At 36.6% G+C, this 15,917-nt stretch carries 12 protein-coding genes; 9 read left to right on the top strand and 3 right to left on the bottom strand.

What is annotated here, in order from left to right; translation table 11 throughout:
• The coding region (locus tag AC6F8J_RS07620; RefSeq protein WP_500722220.1) for a diguanylate cyclase domain-containing protein at positions 1–2,365 on the top strand (2,365 nt) is incomplete at its 5' end.
• A complete protein-coding gene (locus tag AC6F8J_RS07625; RefSeq protein WP_500722223.1) occupies positions 2,325–2,756 on the top strand; it encodes a signal peptidase II in 432 nt (143 codons plus the stop codon). The genes AC6F8J_RS07620 and AC6F8J_RS07625, both read left to right, overlap by 41 nt.
• A gap of 29 nt (positions 2,757–2,785) precedes the next feature.
• On the opposite strand, the gene AC6F8J_RS07630 is transcribed toward AC6F8J_RS07625, so the two are convergent.
• Entirely contained in the window at positions 2,786–3,682 is an 897-nt protein-coding gene (locus AC6F8J_RS07630; protein WP_500722225.1) for a diguanylate cyclase, read from the bottom strand.
• Positions 3,683–3,946: 264 nt separating this feature from the next.
• Between AC6F8J_RS07630 and AC6F8J_RS07635 the strand changes: the two genes are divergently transcribed.
• Complete coding sequence (locus AC6F8J_RS07635) at positions 3,947–6,259, top strand: EAL domain-containing protein (protein WP_500722228.1); 2,313 nt, start codon at positions 3,947–3,949, stop codon at positions 6,257–6,259.
• A 162-nt stretch (positions 6,260–6,421) separates the two neighbouring features.
• Here AC6F8J_RS07635 and aroC read toward each other — a convergent pair whose 3' ends face one another.
• Positions 6,422–7,522: a chorismate synthase gene (gene aroC / locus AC6F8J_RS07640; protein WP_500722231.1), complete on the bottom strand. Its 1,101-nt coding sequence runs from the start codon at positions 7,520–7,522 to the stop codon at positions 6,422–6,424.
• Between the two features lie 178 nt (positions 7,523–7,700).
• On the opposite strand from aroC, the gene AC6F8J_RS07645 reads away from it, so the two are divergent.
• The 3 genes from AC6F8J_RS07645 (at position 7,701) to yajC (ending at position 10,774) form a co-directional block, all read left to right on the top strand.
• On the top strand, positions 7,701–9,119 hold the full coding sequence (locus tag AC6F8J_RS07645) for an FAD-dependent protein (protein WP_500722234.1): 1,419 nt from the start codon (positions 7,701–7,703) through the stop codon (positions 9,117–9,119).
• A 49-nt stretch (positions 9,120–9,168) separates the two neighbouring features.
• Positions 9,169–10,296: a tRNA guanosine(34) transglycosylase Tgt gene (tgt, locus tag AC6F8J_RS07650; RefSeq protein WP_500722236.1), complete on the top strand. Its 1,128-nt coding sequence runs from the start codon at positions 9,169–9,171 to the stop codon at positions 10,294–10,296.
• A 136-nt stretch (positions 10,297–10,432) separates the two neighbouring features.
• The gene (gene yajC, locus AC6F8J_RS07655; RefSeq protein WP_275843484.1) at positions 10,433–10,774 is read left to right on the top strand and encodes a preprotein translocase subunit YajC; all 342 of its coding nucleotides are present in this window, start codon (positions 10,433–10,435) and stop codon (positions 10,772–10,774) included.
• 33 nt (positions 10,775–10,807) lie between these two features.
• On the opposite strand, the gene AC6F8J_RS07660 is transcribed toward yajC, so the two are convergent.
• A complete protein-coding gene (locus AC6F8J_RS07660) occupies positions 10,808–11,689 on the bottom strand; it encodes a PHP domain-containing protein (protein ID WP_500722239.1) in 882 nt (293 codons plus the stop codon).
• Positions 11,690–11,937: 248 nt separating this feature from the next.
• Between AC6F8J_RS07660 and scfA the strand changes: the two genes are divergently transcribed.
• The 3 genes from scfA (at position 11,938) to secD (ending at position 15,875) form a co-directional block, all read left to right on the top strand.
• Positions 11,938–12,087, top strand: coding sequence for a six-cysteine ranthipeptide SCIFF (gene scfA / locus AC6F8J_RS07665; protein WP_500722241.1), 150 nt, complete (start codon positions 11,938–11,940; stop codon positions 12,085–12,087).
• Positions 12,088–12,291: 204 nt separating this feature from the next.
• Positions 12,292–13,653 (top strand): thioether cross-link-forming SCIFF peptide maturase, encoded by a 1,362-nt coding sequence (gene scfB, locus AC6F8J_RS07670; protein ID WP_500722243.1) that lies wholly within the window; start codon positions 12,292–12,294, stop codon positions 13,651–13,653.
• Positions 13,654–13,712: 59 nt separating this feature from the next.
• Positions 13,713–15,875 carry a protein translocase subunit SecD gene (gene secD / locus AC6F8J_RS07675; protein WP_500722245.1) on the top strand — a complete coding sequence of 721 codons (2,163 nt, stop codon included), beginning with the start codon at positions 13,713–13,715 and terminating at the stop codon, positions 15,873–15,875.
• Positions 15,876–15,917: the final 42 nt, after the last annotated feature.

Below are 15,917 nucleotides of genomic sequence, written 5' to 3' on the forward strand. Positions count from 1 at the left end.
GCGCGGTAATATTTTTGTCCGTAAAAACAACACAGAAATCACATCTGAAGACGACTTGTATGGCAGAGAAATCATTGTCATGAGAGGGGATAATTCTCAAGAATATGCCGAAAGGATGAAATTTACGGACAAGTTAATTCTCGTCGATACATACGCTGAAGCCTTTGAATTGTTAAGCTCTGGTGCACATGATGCTGTTCTTGCCCAAAGCCTGGTAGGGCAAAAACTAATAAATGATCACAAGATTACCAACGTTGAGGCGGTCACTAGAATGTCAGACGATGGTATTGATAGGATTAAAATTACGCTTGAAGGATTTGAACAAAAATTCAGCTTTGCTGTTAAAGAAGGCGACAAAGAATTATTAGCCTTATTGAATGAAGGCTTGGCAATCGTATCTGAAAATGGCACGTATGAGTCTCTTTATGTAAAATGGTTTCCATTTTTGGTGAATGTAACACCGGATTACAAACAAATTGCCTATTATTTTACTTTGGCGCTATCTGTTGTAATCGTAGCCTTGCTATTTTTTTCTTTTCTAATGATACGAAAAGAAGTCAAAAGGCAGACAGCAAAGTTGGAAAACAATCTGTATAGAAACACCATAATGTTCAATGTCATGAATCAGGAATATAGCTCAATTACAGACTGGTTAGATTACGTTCTAAACGAATTAATTAGGATGACGGGTAGTGAATATGGTTATGTATATTTGTTTGACGAGGCAACAAATGAGCTCACACTTAACTCATGTTCAAGAGGCCTTATGGCAAAGAGCCAAGATGCAGAGAAACAAAGGGTTTATCAACTGGATCAGACCGGCCTTTGGGGTGAGGTCATAAGACAACGAAAACCCATGGTTATCAATGATTTCACCAAATCAAATGACTTCAAAAAAGGTTGCCCTAAGGGTCATGTCAAACTGGATAACTGGATGGCCATCCCTATTTTTGAAGATAAAGATATAGTTGCCACAGTTGGTCTAGCTAATAAACAGGATAATTATGACGACAATGATATTTATCAGGTCACCGCTTTGATGAGTGGTGTTTGGAACATGATTGAAAGAGCCAAATACAGAGACAAGCTTGAGATAGAGAAGAATAAATATTTATCCACATTGGTGTCTATCGGTGATGGTGTTATGGTCGTCGGACTAAATGAGAGAATCGAGATGATTAATCAGGTCTGTGCAGATATAACCGGATGGACTGAAGAAGAAGCAAATGGGATGTATTATAAAGACGTCTTTAGAATATCTCATGAGAATCATGGGTATGATATTCTAGATCCGGTTGCGGAGGTCTTAAAAACAGGAATATCCCATGAACTAAGCAATCATGCGGTACTGACATCAAAGAATGGGAGTGTTTATATGTTAGAAGACAGTGCCGCACCAATAAAAAATCTTCATAGTGAAATGTTGGGTGTGGTACTGGTTTTTAGAGATGCGACACAGAAACTTAAACAGAGAAGACAGATAGAGTTCTTGAGTTTTCATGATGCATTAACCGGTCTATATAATAGAAGATTTTTTGAGGAAGAAATCAAAAGACTCGATACATCAAGAAACTATCCCCTGACCATCATAATGGCCGATTTGAATGGACTGAAGCTTACCAATGATGCATTTGGACATCATGAAGGAGATGCGTTGTTGAAACAAACTGCCAACCTTTTTAGAACATACCTTAGGTCTGAAGATATAGCTGCCAGATGGGGTGGAGACGAGTTTGTTATACTGATGCCAAAGACAAGCTTAAAGGAGGCTGAAAATATAGTACAAAGGATAATCCAAGGTAGTGAAAAATTAAACACGAATAAGGGTATTTTGTCCATAGCCTTTGGATGGGAAACCAAAACAGACCGTTCTATGAATGTGGAAGATGTATTCAAGAATGCAGAAGAATATATGTATAAAAAGAAAATCAGCGAGAGTCAAGGTGTACGCGGCCTGACCATTAAAACCATTATCAATACGTTATTTGAAAAGAGCCCAAGAGAGGAAAAACACTCGAAACGTGTCAGAGAATTGTCCATGAATATTGCCAAGGGACTGAATTTATCTCAGCATCAGCAAGACGATATCGCCACTTTGGGATTGCTGCATGATATAGGTAAAATCATCGTTCCAGGTGAAATACTTGAAAAACCGGGAAGATTAACAGATGAAGAATACGAAGAAATCAAAAAGCATCCGGAGATTGGGTATAGAATGTTAACAGCAACCAACGAATTTTCTAGCATAGCAGAGGGCGTCTTATGTCATCATGTGCTATCATATTTAGAAAGTGACGTAATAATACTTGAGGAGGATCGTCAGGATGTTGACATTATGGGTATGGACCATAGATCAAATTATTAAAAAAATTGCCATAAATAAGTTGTCGGGACAAAAACCAGTGTATTATCTTAATGAAAAAATCAGTTTTAGTCTGGTAAAAAACAGAGGTGCATTTTTAGGTTGGTTGAAAGACAAACCGGCTTATCTCCATGTTTTAACAATCCTATCTATCATTATGATTCTACTTATAGGTATACCTTACTGGACAACTGGAAAAGGTAAGTGGACTGGTATAGGGCTAGCGCTCATGCTGGGTGGTGCTCTTGGAAACCATACGGACAGAATCAAAAGAGGCTATGTGGTGGATTATATTGCCTTCGCACCCAAACACAACCTATATTTCAATTTAGCGGATTTTGCTATTTTTGAAGGGGCCTTTTTAATGTTCATTGGTAAGTGGATTGGAAAATAGATTCAGATAATACTTCGAATGCTCTTTCTTCATACAGCTTCTTCCTCATCGTCGTTAATCAATACACCATTTTTACCTGAATTTTTGATTTTATACATATAGCTGTCTGCTTTATAAAAAAAGTCTCTTGTTGACTCTCCTTGCCATTTTGCTACACCACAACTAAAAGATAGTTTATCCTCTTGGAATTCTACTTTGTTTAATTCTATCAATACATTTTCCATAATGTGACTGACTTCATTTGTTTCAAGATTCTTAAACATAAGAACAAATTCGTCACCACCATAGCGACCTACAAACTCAGCTCTTGGTAGATTATCTTTAATGATATTAGCAATACGACATAGTACCTTATCTCCAAAAGCATGTCCGTAGTGATCGTTTATTTTTTTGAAGCCATCTAAATCAATCACAGCTAAAAAAAGGTTTTCTTCGAAGGAGGCCACTTGTTCAATGTATTTTTCTATATACACATTAATCATGCGTTGATTATATAGCCCGGTTAGTGCATCCCTTTCAGATAAGTATTTTAATTCTTCATTCTTTTTTTCTATTTCTGTTTTGTCTTCTAAATAAGCAACGGCATAAAGATATAACATACGTGATATAAAAAATGCGATTATATTAATAACAAGTCCGTTAATCAGATGGGGAACGAGAAAAGACATATTTGATTGGAAAAAGGGTAAGCCAATAGCAAAGAAACTATAGCTTATTAAAAGTATAATACTAATGGTCCTAGGACGAATCCTAACGGCACTAATGACTGAAAATAGTACTAAGATATAAATACTAATATCCGAACTTATATCCTGAGCAAAAAATGTATTAAGAATAGACATACCAAGAATAACAAGCACAATGGCACCAATATATACATTTGAATGTTTGGTTAAGGTGTCAAAACTATATAGTTGAACTTTCACCTACCATATGTAGTTATGAATGTATCAACGTAATCTACATATGGTAGGCGAATTTAGTGAAACTTAGTTTTGACCCTTTAACCATAAATGTTATTTATATAATTTGGAATGTTGTTTGTATAATAGAGTTGACATATTATAATGGTTGCTTCAGAATGATGATGAGGCGTATGCTAAGTGAGAGATAAGATTGCAGAAGTTGCCGTTTATGTAAATATTAATAAGTAAGACGACTAAAATATACATGCATAAGGTGGTATAAATATGTTTAAGCAGTTAAATAAAAGTCTAAGAGTACGTATTACCTTTTTTTCTTTTATCGCAATTATCGTCATTCAATTAATATTTATTCTGGGAACATATACCATATATGGCAAGTATGTAATTAATAACAGTCTAGATACATTAAGTATTACGACGAATGAAACCTCAATCTTTCTTGAAAAAATCATAGCAAGCTATATGAAACCATTGAACAATTTATCAACGATACCGAATCTTAATAAGCTAGAGTGGGAAGAACAACGTAGTCTCATTGATAGTAATTTTAGTGGCTTTTATGATGAGATTGCGATGGTCGACATAGATGGTCATGCAAAATACTATGATGGCATGGTTCTAAATCTTAGTGATCGTAATTATATAAAAAAAGCCTTAATGGGTCAACCAGCAATTTCAGAGATGATAATCAGCCGTAAAACAGGTGAGCCTGTTATTGTTGCAGCTGTACCAATTGTTGATCTCCATAATGATGTTGTTGGTGCTGTTCTTGGTCGACTGGAGATGATATCATTATTTAATGATATTAAAACAACGGGTTACAAGCAGTCATCTCAAAGGTTTATCATTTCTTCAGGTGGAAGCGTCATCTATTCGGAGCTTGATGAATATTGGTTTATAGATAATAATTTTAAAAAAGAACTAAAAGGTTTTCTGAATACTGAGAATAACGATGGGTATGGCGTTAAAATACAAAAATATGAAGATGAAAACTATTATATTTTGTACAGTCAAATAGGTGATTATCAGTGGGGTCTTTATACTGTTATCTCGGAGTATAATATTTTAAAACCTATAAGAAACTTATTATATATATCGCTATTCTGCTCACTTATTTTTTCCTTCTTCATCATGCTATTCACATATATAGCAATAAAAAAAGCTTCCATGCCAATTAATGAATTGGATCAACTTATGTTAAGAGGCTCAGAGGGCGATTTTTCTGTTAGAGCCAAGTTTAATCGGCAAGATGAAATAGGACGCTTGGGTGACAGCTTTAATGTGTTGATGGATAAAATTAAGTCACTCACTTATTTTGATGTGGAGACTTCATTACCAAATGCCATAGTATTTGAAGAAGACTATCAGATACTCGCAAATATGGATCATAGTAAAGATAAATTAGGCCTATTAATGATAGAAGTGGATGAACTTATTAGTATAAAAAACAAACGTTCAGTTATGTATGCTACAATTGTTGAAAAAATTGTGAAGAGACTGAAGCGGTTTGTCCCAGCAAATAGTATTTTGTACAAGTACACAGATCATGCTTTTGCAATATTGATACCAGATTCTATGAGCATTATTACGCCGGTATTTGAAGAAAAAATATCGAAGTTTCTTGACGAATTTGAAAAGAAAAAATCATTAGACAACCATTTTATAGTCAATATTGGGTACAGCTTTATGAAGGATAACTCTCCATATATTGATTTAATCAATGCTGTAATAGCTGCGACAAAGTATGCAAAAAAAGATCAATATTCCAGTATCAAGCGGTTCACTGAATCCATGCTAGATGAATTAAATTATGATGCTGAAATGAAACTTTCCATAGCCAATGCTTTGAGAGAAAAGCAATTTTATTTGTTACTTCAACCGATTGTTTCTTTGAAAAATCAAAAAATTGTAAAAGCTGAAGCACTAATTAGGTGGTTTCATCCGGAAAAAGGGAATATCATACCGGATAAGTTTATTCCCATAGCAGAGACAACAGCTTTAATTATGGATATTGATTACTTTGTAATTGATGAAGTATGCCAATTACTAAGAAATCGGCAAATAAATAAAGACAAATTGTTTCCGATATCTATAAATATCACGTCAAAGACATTGGAGCAAGATGATTTTGTTCGTAAGCTTGAAGCTATACTTATGTCATATCAAGTAAATCCTAGTTATATAGAAATTGAAATTACAGAACGTGTTGTCATGAATAATTTTGACAAGAATATTGAAACATTGTTGAACCTTAGAAAAATGGGTATCAAAGTTTCTCTAGATGACTTTGGTATAGGCTATTCATCCTTAAGCTATTTATCAAAAATACCTTTGGATTTTGTTAAAATTGATAAGTCATTTATTGAGGCGATTACAGACAATAAGATGGCTGAACAAGTAATCAAGTCTATAATTCAGATGTGTGAAAATATGAGTCTTTCCGTTATTGCAGAGGGCATAGAAACAATAGATGAAGCCAGATTTCTTTTGAATAATGCGTGTTTATATGGTCAAGGTTATTTGTTTTCAAAACCCCAATCCATTAAGGATTTAAAGTTTGAATTTAATGTATTATGAGCATAATAGTATTTGTTATCTTATTGCAAAAATAAACTATTAAGCCTTGGAATACTTATTAGAAAAAAGAGGTTATTTCTCGCTTTGCAAAATAAATCTTTCTTAGAGAATAAGAAAAAGCAAGTACTGGAAGTTAGTCCTTGCTTTTTCCTGTCTTATGTTTTATTGTTTATAGATTTTCCTCAGGTAATCCATCTTTGCGGTCATATTCATCATCAGTGCATCTACGAGCACCAATGCAGTCATAGCTTCTAATATGGTAACTGCTCTTGGGACGATGACTGGGTCATGGCGACCTTCGATCATGATTTCTTTGTTCTCTTTTTGCCTTGTAATGCTGGGCTGTTCAATGTGGATAGAAGCGGTTGGCTTAACAGTGGCTCTAACGATTATAGGACTACCATCGCTCATACCTCCTACAATACCGCCAGCATGGTTGGTTTCTTTTATCAGCTTTCCGCCTTCATAGCGAGAGAAATCGTTGTTGTCGAAGCCTTTTTTGTCAGCAACACCAACACCTGCTCCAATTTCCACAGCTTTGATTGCTCCGATGGACATGACGGCTTTTGCAAGGTTAGCATCTAATTTGTCAAATACTGTCTCTCCAAGTCCGGTTGGAACGCCCGTTACGATACATTCTATAGTACCACCAATAGAGTTGCCTTCTTTAATGATATCATCTACATAGTGTCCGGCTTCTATTGCTTTTGCTTCATCCGGCATTCGAAATAGATTTTCATGAATCTGAGAAGCATCAAAATCAGCCATATCAACAATTACAGGTCCAACTGATCTTGTATAGCCAAGTAAGGTGACACCAAATTCGTTTAGTATTTTCTTGGCGATGGCACCGGCAGCAACTCGGCCTATGGTTTCTCTGGCAGAAGAACGTCCACCACCACGGTAATCACGTAGTCCATATTTTTCATCAAAAGTAAAATCCGCATGTCCGGGTCGATAGATATCTACAATGTTAGAGTAATCCTTTGGACGTTGATCCGTATTTTTGACAATTAGTGATATAGGGGTACCGGTTGTAAGGCCTTCAAAAACACCAGATAAGATTTCGACTTTGTCATTTTCCTTCCTAGGTGAAGCATATTTATTTTGACCGGGCTTTCTTTTATTTAATTCAAGTTGTATATCTCGCACTTCAAGTGATAATCCGGCAGGACAGCCGTCAATAACAACACCGACGCCTTGACCATGAGACTCACCCCAAGTAGATATTCTAAAAAGTGTACCAAATATTGATCCTGGCATAGAGAAATCCTCCTTTGCAAATTCGTTAGGGTTCTTATGATTATAATCAATTTAAAGTTATAAAGCAAGTAAGAGCCTTCCTATAATGTATGAATTGAATTGGAGGAGACGACCTCATAATTGAAGTTATATCTTTTTATCCATTAAGAAAAATGATATAATGGGGTGAAATAATGATATGGAAGTTAATGATAGAATGAATAAAAGAGGTGGATCAATGTATGATGTTATATTAATCGGTGCTGGTGCAGCAGGCATTTTTGCGGCCTATGAGTTTGCTAAAGACAATCCGGGTATGGAAATATTGATGATTGAAAAGGGTTATGCTTTGGACAAACGGTTCTGTCCCAAGACCAAAAATCCCACCATAACCTGTAGGTGCAAGACTTGTAGCATTATGGAAGGTTTCTATGGAGCCGGTGGTTTTTCGGATGGTAAATACAACATTACCAATAATTTTGGCGGCGAACTCTACCGTTATATCGGTGAAAAAGAAGCCATTGATCTAATGTGGTATGTGGATCAGATTAACTTAGAAATGGGTGGCGCAGAAGCGAAGCTCTATTCAACTGGCAACAGTACTTTAAAGGCGGAAGCCCTTAAACACGACTTACATCTTCTAGATGCCAAGGTGCGACATCTGGGTACAGACCGTAATTTTGTTATTGCCGGTCAGATGTATGATTTTATTAAGGACAAAATGACCATCCTGTTTGAAACAGAAGCAGAAACCGTCGATAAGGTCGAAGATCATTTTGTCATTAAGACCAAAGACCAGATTTTTGAAGGGAAAAAGCTCATTCTTGCAACAGGCCGAACAGGTTCCAACTGGATTAACAAGATCTGTGATCAATTTGGCATCGAAACAGAAAACAACCGTGTGGACATCGGTGTGCGTGTCGAGTTACCGGCACTTGTATTTAAAGAAATAACAGACCAAGTTTACGAGAGCAAGATTGTATATCGAACAGACCGTTACAATGACTTGGTACGAACATTTTGTATGAATCCTTATGGTGAAGTTGTGACAGAAAACTATGGTGACATCGTGACGGTTAACGGACACAGTTATTCAGATCCATCTAAGCATACAGAAAATACAAACTTTGCCTTATTGGTGACCAATAAATTCACAGAACCCTTTAAAAACAGCAATGAGTATGGTGAGCATATCGCCCGTCTTAGCAACATGCTTGGTGGTGGGGTTATTATGCAGCGCTTTGGAGATTTGATTAAAGGAAGAAGAAGTTCAAAAAGACGTATGCTTAAATGCTTTACAACACCAACCTTACATGCGACGCCTGGTGATTTGAGTCTGGTATTGCCCAAACGACAATTGGACAACATCGTGGAGATGATTTATGCTCTAGATAAGATTGCACCTGGTACCGCCAATGAAGATACACTCCTTTATGGCGTTGAAGTGAAGTTCTACAACTCCAAAGTAGAAGTGGACCAGAATCTAGAAACCATTATAAAAGGGCTTTATATACTTGGCGATTGTTCCGGTGTTACCCATTCCTTATCCCAAGCAGCAGCCAGTGGTATCTATGTAGCCCAGCAATTAAAGGAAGCTTATAAGAACAATGAGATATAAGTTATAGACAGTTTTTATCAGACAATGGAAAACGAGAGGTTAGTGCATTATGTATGAATTGTTAAAGAAGGATGGCATGGCTAAGCGCGGTACGTTTCACACAGTACATGGTCCTATACAGACGCCTGTTTTTATGAATGTAGGAACAGCAGCGGCAATAAAGGGGGGTGTATCCACCAATGATTTAAAAGATATAAAATGTCAGGTACAGCTATCCAATACTTATCATCTTCATGTTCGAACCGGTGATGCCACCATCAAAAAACTAGGTGGCTTACACAAATTTATGGTTTGGGATCGTCCGATTCTTACGGATTCTGGTGGTTTTCAGGTGTTTTCTTTGGCAGCCCTAAGAAAAATCAAAGAAGAAGGGGTTTATTTTTCTTCGCATATTGATGGACATAAAATATTTATGGGTCCTGAAGAAAGCATGCAGATTCAATCCAATCTAAGCTCAACCATAGCCATGGCTTTTGATGAATGCCCACCGATTCCGGCAACACGTAAATATGTAATAGACTCCGTGGATCGAACGACCCGTTGGCTAGAACGTTGTAGAAAAGAACTGACCCATTTAAACACCCTTGAATCTACCATTAACAATAGGCAGATGCTTTTTGGTATTAATCAAGGCGGTGTCTACGATGATTTACGCATTGAGCATGCAAAAGTTATTGGTGATATGAACCTAGATGGCTATGCAATCGGTGGGTTGGCCGTTGGTGAGAGTCATGATGAAATGTATAGAATATTAGAATCCACAGTGCCCTTTATGCCGGAAAATAAACCGACCTATCTGATGGGGGTCGGAACGCCGGAGAATATCCTTGAGGCTGTAGAACGAGGTGTTGATTTTTTTGACTGCGTCTATCCAACGAGGAACGGCCGCCATGGTCATGTCTATACCAATCATGGAAAAATGAACATATACAACGCCAAATTCGAATTGGACGAAAGACCCATTGAAGACGGTTGTGCTTGTGAAGCTTGTAAATCATATAGTAGAGCCTATATCAGGCACTTAATGAAGGCCAAAGAGATGCTTGGTATGAGATTGTGTGTCATGCATAATCTGTATTTCTATAATACCATGATGGAAGAAATTAGAGATGCAATCGAAAATGGTAACTATAAAACCTATAAAAGAGCTAAAATAGAAGGCATGAATTCTAATTAAAAAATAGGTTTTAAAGCTGTTAAATAGAGGATTACACATCTTAAAATTCTATAAAAGTGTTGACACAAGAGTTTTTAATGTGTAAGCTTAAGAAAGTTATCATGAATACATAATAGGAATCATTAGGAGGCAATATATGAATTTTTTACCATTATTAGAAGCAGGCGCAGGTACCGGTAGTACGGGCATCGCTTATTCACTTTTACTTTACGGAGCTTTATTTGCATTTATGTGGTTTGTCTTGATTAGACCACAGAAAAAAAGACAAAAGGAAACAGAAGCTTTACAAAATTCCATTAAAACAGGCGATTCAGTTTTGCTGAGTGCTGGTATTTATGGAAAAGTCGTTGATACAGTCAATGATATTGTAATTGTTGAACTTGGCACAAATAAGAGTGTTAGAGTACCAGTACAACGTGCCGGTATTATCTCAAAAGCAGAACCGGATTTATCCATCGTTAAATCAGAAGAAGAATAAGACAATTCATATGAAAAACTTAAGAAGGTTATCTCAACTCGTAGATAGCCTTCTTTTTTTGTTCATCAAATGTGCTTGGTAGAGTTCATCTCTAATGGAATAAGGTACCTGTAAGTCACCATAACCGGTACCAAGGTCTATACCCGGCTTATGGGCACCGTGAAAGTCAGAACCACCTGTGATAATCAATCCATGATCTTCTGCCATAGCTTTTATATATTGGGTTTCGTGAGTTTTATAGGTTGTATAAATACCTTCTATACCTTGTAAGCCATAATTAACCAGTTCACCTAGAAGATGATCTAAAGTTTTTAAGTTTAGTTTATAGAGTACAGGGTGAGCTAAAACAGGGACGCCACCATTTTCAAGAATCATTTGGATGGCCATTTTTTGAGTCACTTTTTCCCGTTCTATATAAAAACGACCGTTATTACCAATGTATTTATCAAAAGCTTTACGCATATTTTTGACAATGCCTAGGTTTTCCATGGCTTTTGCAAAGTGTGCCCTTGTGATGATGCCATCTTCAGAAGTTGCCAGAACATCTTTCATGGTTATCTTCAACCCTCCTTCTTGCATTTTTTGAATCATTTTTTCATTTCGATGGGTTCTAGATGCAATCAAGTTTTTTAACTGATTTTGGAACTTTGGGTCGTTTTCATCAATATAATAGGCCAATATGTGAATGTCAGAGCTACATAGGTCTGAGTGTGTGGAAAACTCTATGCCGGAAATGATTTCAAGATCAGGGTAACTAAGAGCATGAGTTTTGGCTTCTGCCAAGGCTTCGGTTGTATCATGATCTGTTATTGCAAGAACACTTAATCCTTTCACATGAGCGTAATCGACCAATTTTTTTGGGCTATATGTACCATCAGAAGCGATGGTGTGACTATGAAGATCAATTGTTTTCATTCGTATTCACCTTTTCTCTTTGTTTAGATGGATAGTGTAATTTATTATATCATATAGAATTCTTAATGTCATAAGGCTAAAAAGAATCTTTCAATAACATGAAGAATTCTAATTTTATCCATGAAATAAAGGTTTTATTCCATCAGGGAATATGTTATAATGATTCAGTTAAAAGTTACCTCTAACATAGGTGGTTAGGGTGCGTATTTTAAGATTATAAAATAACCAAAACACTTGGAGGAATGAATATGAAACATATAAAAACACTAAATGCAACCGTATTAAAAGAAACTTTGAAACATGGTGGATGCGGAGAATGTCAAACTTCATGTCAATCGGCCTGTAAGACGTCCTGCACCGTAGGTAATCAATCTTGCGAAAATGGAAAAATGAGATAGCAGTGAAATAATCACAGCTTCTTGATATAGTTAGAATATTCGTATAGGCTGCCTAAGGTAAACTGAAAAGACGAAGGTCTCTTTCAGTTTCTTTTTGTAATGTATTAGGAAATGATACTTTAACCATAGAACCATATTTAAAACAGATAGACTTAAAGTGGTTGAGAATAGAAATCAACTTCTTTTCATTGAAAGGGTAATGTAATGATACACCAGTATAAAATACAAGATATAAATATCGTCATGGACATTAACAGTGGTTCGATTCATGTGGTAGATGACATGAGTTATGATTTGATAAAGGATCTAGACAATGGTGTATTAATAGAAGACGCCATAAATGGACTGAATGAAAAATATACTAAAGAGTTACTTGTGCAAGCCAGAGATGAGATTAATGACCTTATAAGTGAGGGCTTGCTCTTTTCTAAGGATGATTATGAACAGGTTGTCCTAGACTTTAAAAATCGAAGCACAGTTGTAAAAGCTTTATGCCTTCATGTGGCACATGATTGTAATTTGGCATGTACCTATTGTTTTGCTTCAGAAGGTGAATATCATGGAGATCGAGATTTGATGTCCTTTGAAGTAGCTAAAAAAGCAATCGACTTTTTGGTGGCACATTCTGGAAACCGTCGTAATTTGGAGATTGACTTCTTTGGTGGAGAACCTTTGATGAATTTCGAGATGGTGAAAGAAACCGTACACTATGCCAGAAGCTTAGAACAAGAAAAAAATAAACATTTTAGATTTACTTTAACTACCAATGGCGTATTGCTTAATGATGATAATATGGCATTTATGAATGAGCATATGTATAATGTTGTTTTATCTGTTGACGGACGTAAAGCGACACATGATAAAATGCGACCAACACCAAATGGCAAAGGGAGTTATGATTTGATTATGCCTAAGTTTAAGGCTTTTGCCGACGCGAGAGGGCAAAAAAGCTATTACGTTAGAGGCACTTTTACCCATGAAAACATGGACTTCTCAGAAGATGTATTGCACCTTGCCGAGGAAGGCTTTGAGCAAATATCGGTGGAACCGGTGGTGGCACCTGATGAGATGAATTACGCTATTAAGGAAGAAGATCTTCCATACCTAAGAGAACAATATGAAAGATTAGCACTGGCAAAATTGGAATATAAAGAAAAAAATAAAGATTTTAATTTTTTCCATTTTATGATTGATTTATCACAAGGACCATGTGTTGCCAAACGTCTTGCCGGCTGTGGATCCGGCATTGAGTATTTAGCCGTAACACCGACTGGTGACTTGTACCCCTGCCATCAATTTGTAGGGATAGATGAATTCTTATTAGGTAATGTTAATCAAGGTATTACAAACACCCTTAAACAAGATGCATTCAGAGGATGTAATGTTTATGCAAAAGAAGCGTGTAGAGGGTGTTGGGCAAAATTCTATTGTAGTGGTGGTTGCAGTGCCAACTCTTATAATTTTCATGGTGATTTGCTTGCAACTTATGAAATCGGTTGTGAGTTAGAAAAGAAAAGAGTGGAGTGTGCCATTTATTTAAAAGCCAAAGAAATGCTGGCAAAATAAAAACGCAATTCAAAGCCATTATGCTGATATGGCATAGGGCAATACTAGGAGGATATGTGATGAAAGGGAAATATGTAGTAGCACTGATTATTTCACTAGTGCTTATTGTGGGTACAGCTTATGTAGCTATAGTAGGTGTGGGAGAGAACAAGAGTGGAAGTGTAGAAGAAATTAATCTTGGTCTCGATTTAGAAGGTGGGGTTAGTATTACCTATGCACCCAGTAAAGCTGATCCAACATCTGTGGAGATCCAAGACACGCTGTACAAGTTACAGCTTAGACTGGATGAATATGGATATACAGAAGGTGAAGTGTATCTTGAAGGATCCAGCCGTATCAATGTGGATATACCAGGCGTAAAAAATGCAGATCAAGTATTACTTGAGATGGGTAAGCCCGGTAAACTTGCTTTTATAGATGAGGATGGTATTGTCTGGCTAACAGGTGCAGACGTTAAGAACGCCGAGCCTGGAACGGATACTAGTGGCATGACAAGAGATTATGTTGTTCATCTTGAATTCACGCCGGATGGTGTAACGAAATTTGCTGAAGCAACAACCAAGAATGTGGGCAAACCATTGTATATATATTATAATGATGAGCCTTTACTGGCACCAACGGTTAACGAACCTATTTTAAATGGACAAGCGGTCATCAACAATATGGGCAGCTTGGTTAATGCGAGTCAACTAGCGGCAAATATCAGGATTGGCGCATTGCCACTTGAGTTGATTGAACTAAGATCAAATGTAGTTGGAGCCAAAATGGGACAAGATGCTATACGTACCAGTATATTAGCAGGGCTTATTGGTATATCGCTCGTATTCTTATTTATGATTGGTTTCTATAGATTACCAGGTGTGGTTTCTTCCATAGCATTGATTTTTTACGCATCCTTGATGATTGTGTCACTTAGTCTGTTTAATGTCACATTAACCTTGCCGGGTATTGCAGGGATTATACTCTCAATTGGTATGGCGGTGGATGCGAATGTCATTATTTTCTCCAGAATCAAAGAAGAAATTGGTTCAGGTAAAACTTTAAAAGCCTCTGTTAAGTCAGGCTTTAAAAAGGCCACATCAGCTATAGTAGATGGTAATGCTACCACATTAATAGCTGCCATTGTACTTTATATTATGGGAACAGGTACCATAAAAGGGTTTGCCATTACCTTAATGATTGGTATTGCAGTTTCCATGTTCACATCATTGGTGATGACAAGATTACTCTTATCTAGTTTAGTAGGCATGGGTCTTAGAGATAAGAAGTTATATGGTGTGGATCTTGGTCACAAGTCGGTTCAAGTCATTGAAAAGAGAAAAGTATTCTTTGCTGTATCTGTGGTCATTATACTAATTGGTTTGGTAATGATGCCAGTTAATCAAGCAACTAGAGATTCATTCTTGAACTTTGACATTGAGTTTGTAGGTGGAACTTCGACACTGGTTAGTGTGGGTGCAGGTCAAGGCTATTTAACTCCCGAAGCTCTCCAAGAAGCTGTTAAAGATTTGGTGGTTGAAGCTACAGGACAAACAACACCTCAATTTCAAAATGTTACAGGTAAAGATGAATTTATCATTAAAACACCGAGTTTAACCTCAGAAGAAAGACTGGCACTGTCGGAAGCATTAATTGAAAAGTACAATATTACATCCGATGACATTGAAAGCGAGAGTATTAGTGCGACAGTCAGTGGAGAGATGCGAAGAGATGCCATCATTGCCGTTCTAGTAGCTTCCTTATGTATTTTGATTTATGTAAGTTTTAGGTTTAAGGATTTCTGGTTTGGTATGGCAGCCGTGGTTGCTTTGGTCCATGATATTTTTATTGTCTTTGCAGTATACTCTATAGGTAATGTACCGATAAATAATTCCTTTATTGCGGCCATGCTTACCATTGTTGGTTACTCCATCAATGATACAATTGTCGTTTTTGACAGGATTCGTGAGAATATGTCATTAGAGAGAAAGTTCAGTTATAAAGATCTAATTAATATGAGTATCAGTCAAACGATGGGGAGGTCCATTAATACATCATTAACCACTTTCATCATGGTAGGTGTCTTGTACATCGTTGGCGTCACATCCATAAGAGAGTTCGCTTTACCCCTTATGATTGGTATACTTAGCGGTACCTATTCATCCATATTCATTGCAAGTCCAATGTGGTATATTTTCAAAATTAATCATGATAAAAAACTCAAGAAAAAAATCATTGAGTAATATGAAGCAGAAAAGCTAAGTCTAGGGAACAAGGCAGACCAT

Source organism: Petrocella sp. (assembly GCF_059865615.1).

What these genes read in the sequence shown, in the direction of transcription:
- scfA (WP_500722241.1), top strand. Translation starts at nt 11,938, where the DNA reads ATGAAACATATAAAAACACTAAATGCAACCGTATTAAAAGAAACTTTG.
- aroC (WP_500722231.1), bottom strand. Translation starts at nt 7,522, where the DNA reads ATGCCAGGATCAATATTTGGTACACTTTTTAGAATATCTACTTGGGGT.
- AC6F8J_RS07625 (WP_500722223.1), top strand. Translation starts at nt 2,325, where the DNA reads ATGTTGACATTATGGGTATGGACCATAGATCAAATTATTAAAAAAATT.
- tgt (WP_500722236.1), top strand. Translation starts at nt 9,169, where the DNA reads ATGTATGAATTGTTAAAGAAGGATGGCATGGCTAAGCGCGGTACGTTT.
- AC6F8J_RS07645 (WP_500722234.1), top strand. Translation starts at nt 7,701, where the DNA reads ATGGAAGTTAATGATAGAATGAATAAAAGAGGTGGATCAATGTATGAT.
- AC6F8J_RS07660 (WP_500722239.1), bottom strand. Translation starts at nt 11,689, where the DNA reads ATGAAAACAATTGATCTTCATAGTCACACCATCGCTTCTGATGGTACA.
- scfB (WP_500722243.1), top strand. Translation starts at nt 12,292, where the DNA reads ATGATACACCAGTATAAAATACAAGATATAAATATCGTCATGGACATT.
- AC6F8J_RS07635 (WP_500722228.1), top strand. Translation starts at nt 3,947, where the DNA reads ATGTTTAAGCAGTTAAATAAAAGTCTAAGAGTACGTATTACCTTTTTT.
- yajC (WP_275843484.1), top strand. Translation starts at nt 10,433, where the DNA reads ATGAATTTTTTACCATTATTAGAAGCAGGCGCAGGTACCGGTAGTACG.
- secD (WP_500722245.1), top strand. Translation starts at nt 13,713, where the DNA reads ATGAAAGGGAAATATGTAGTAGCACTGATTATTTCACTAGTGCTTATT.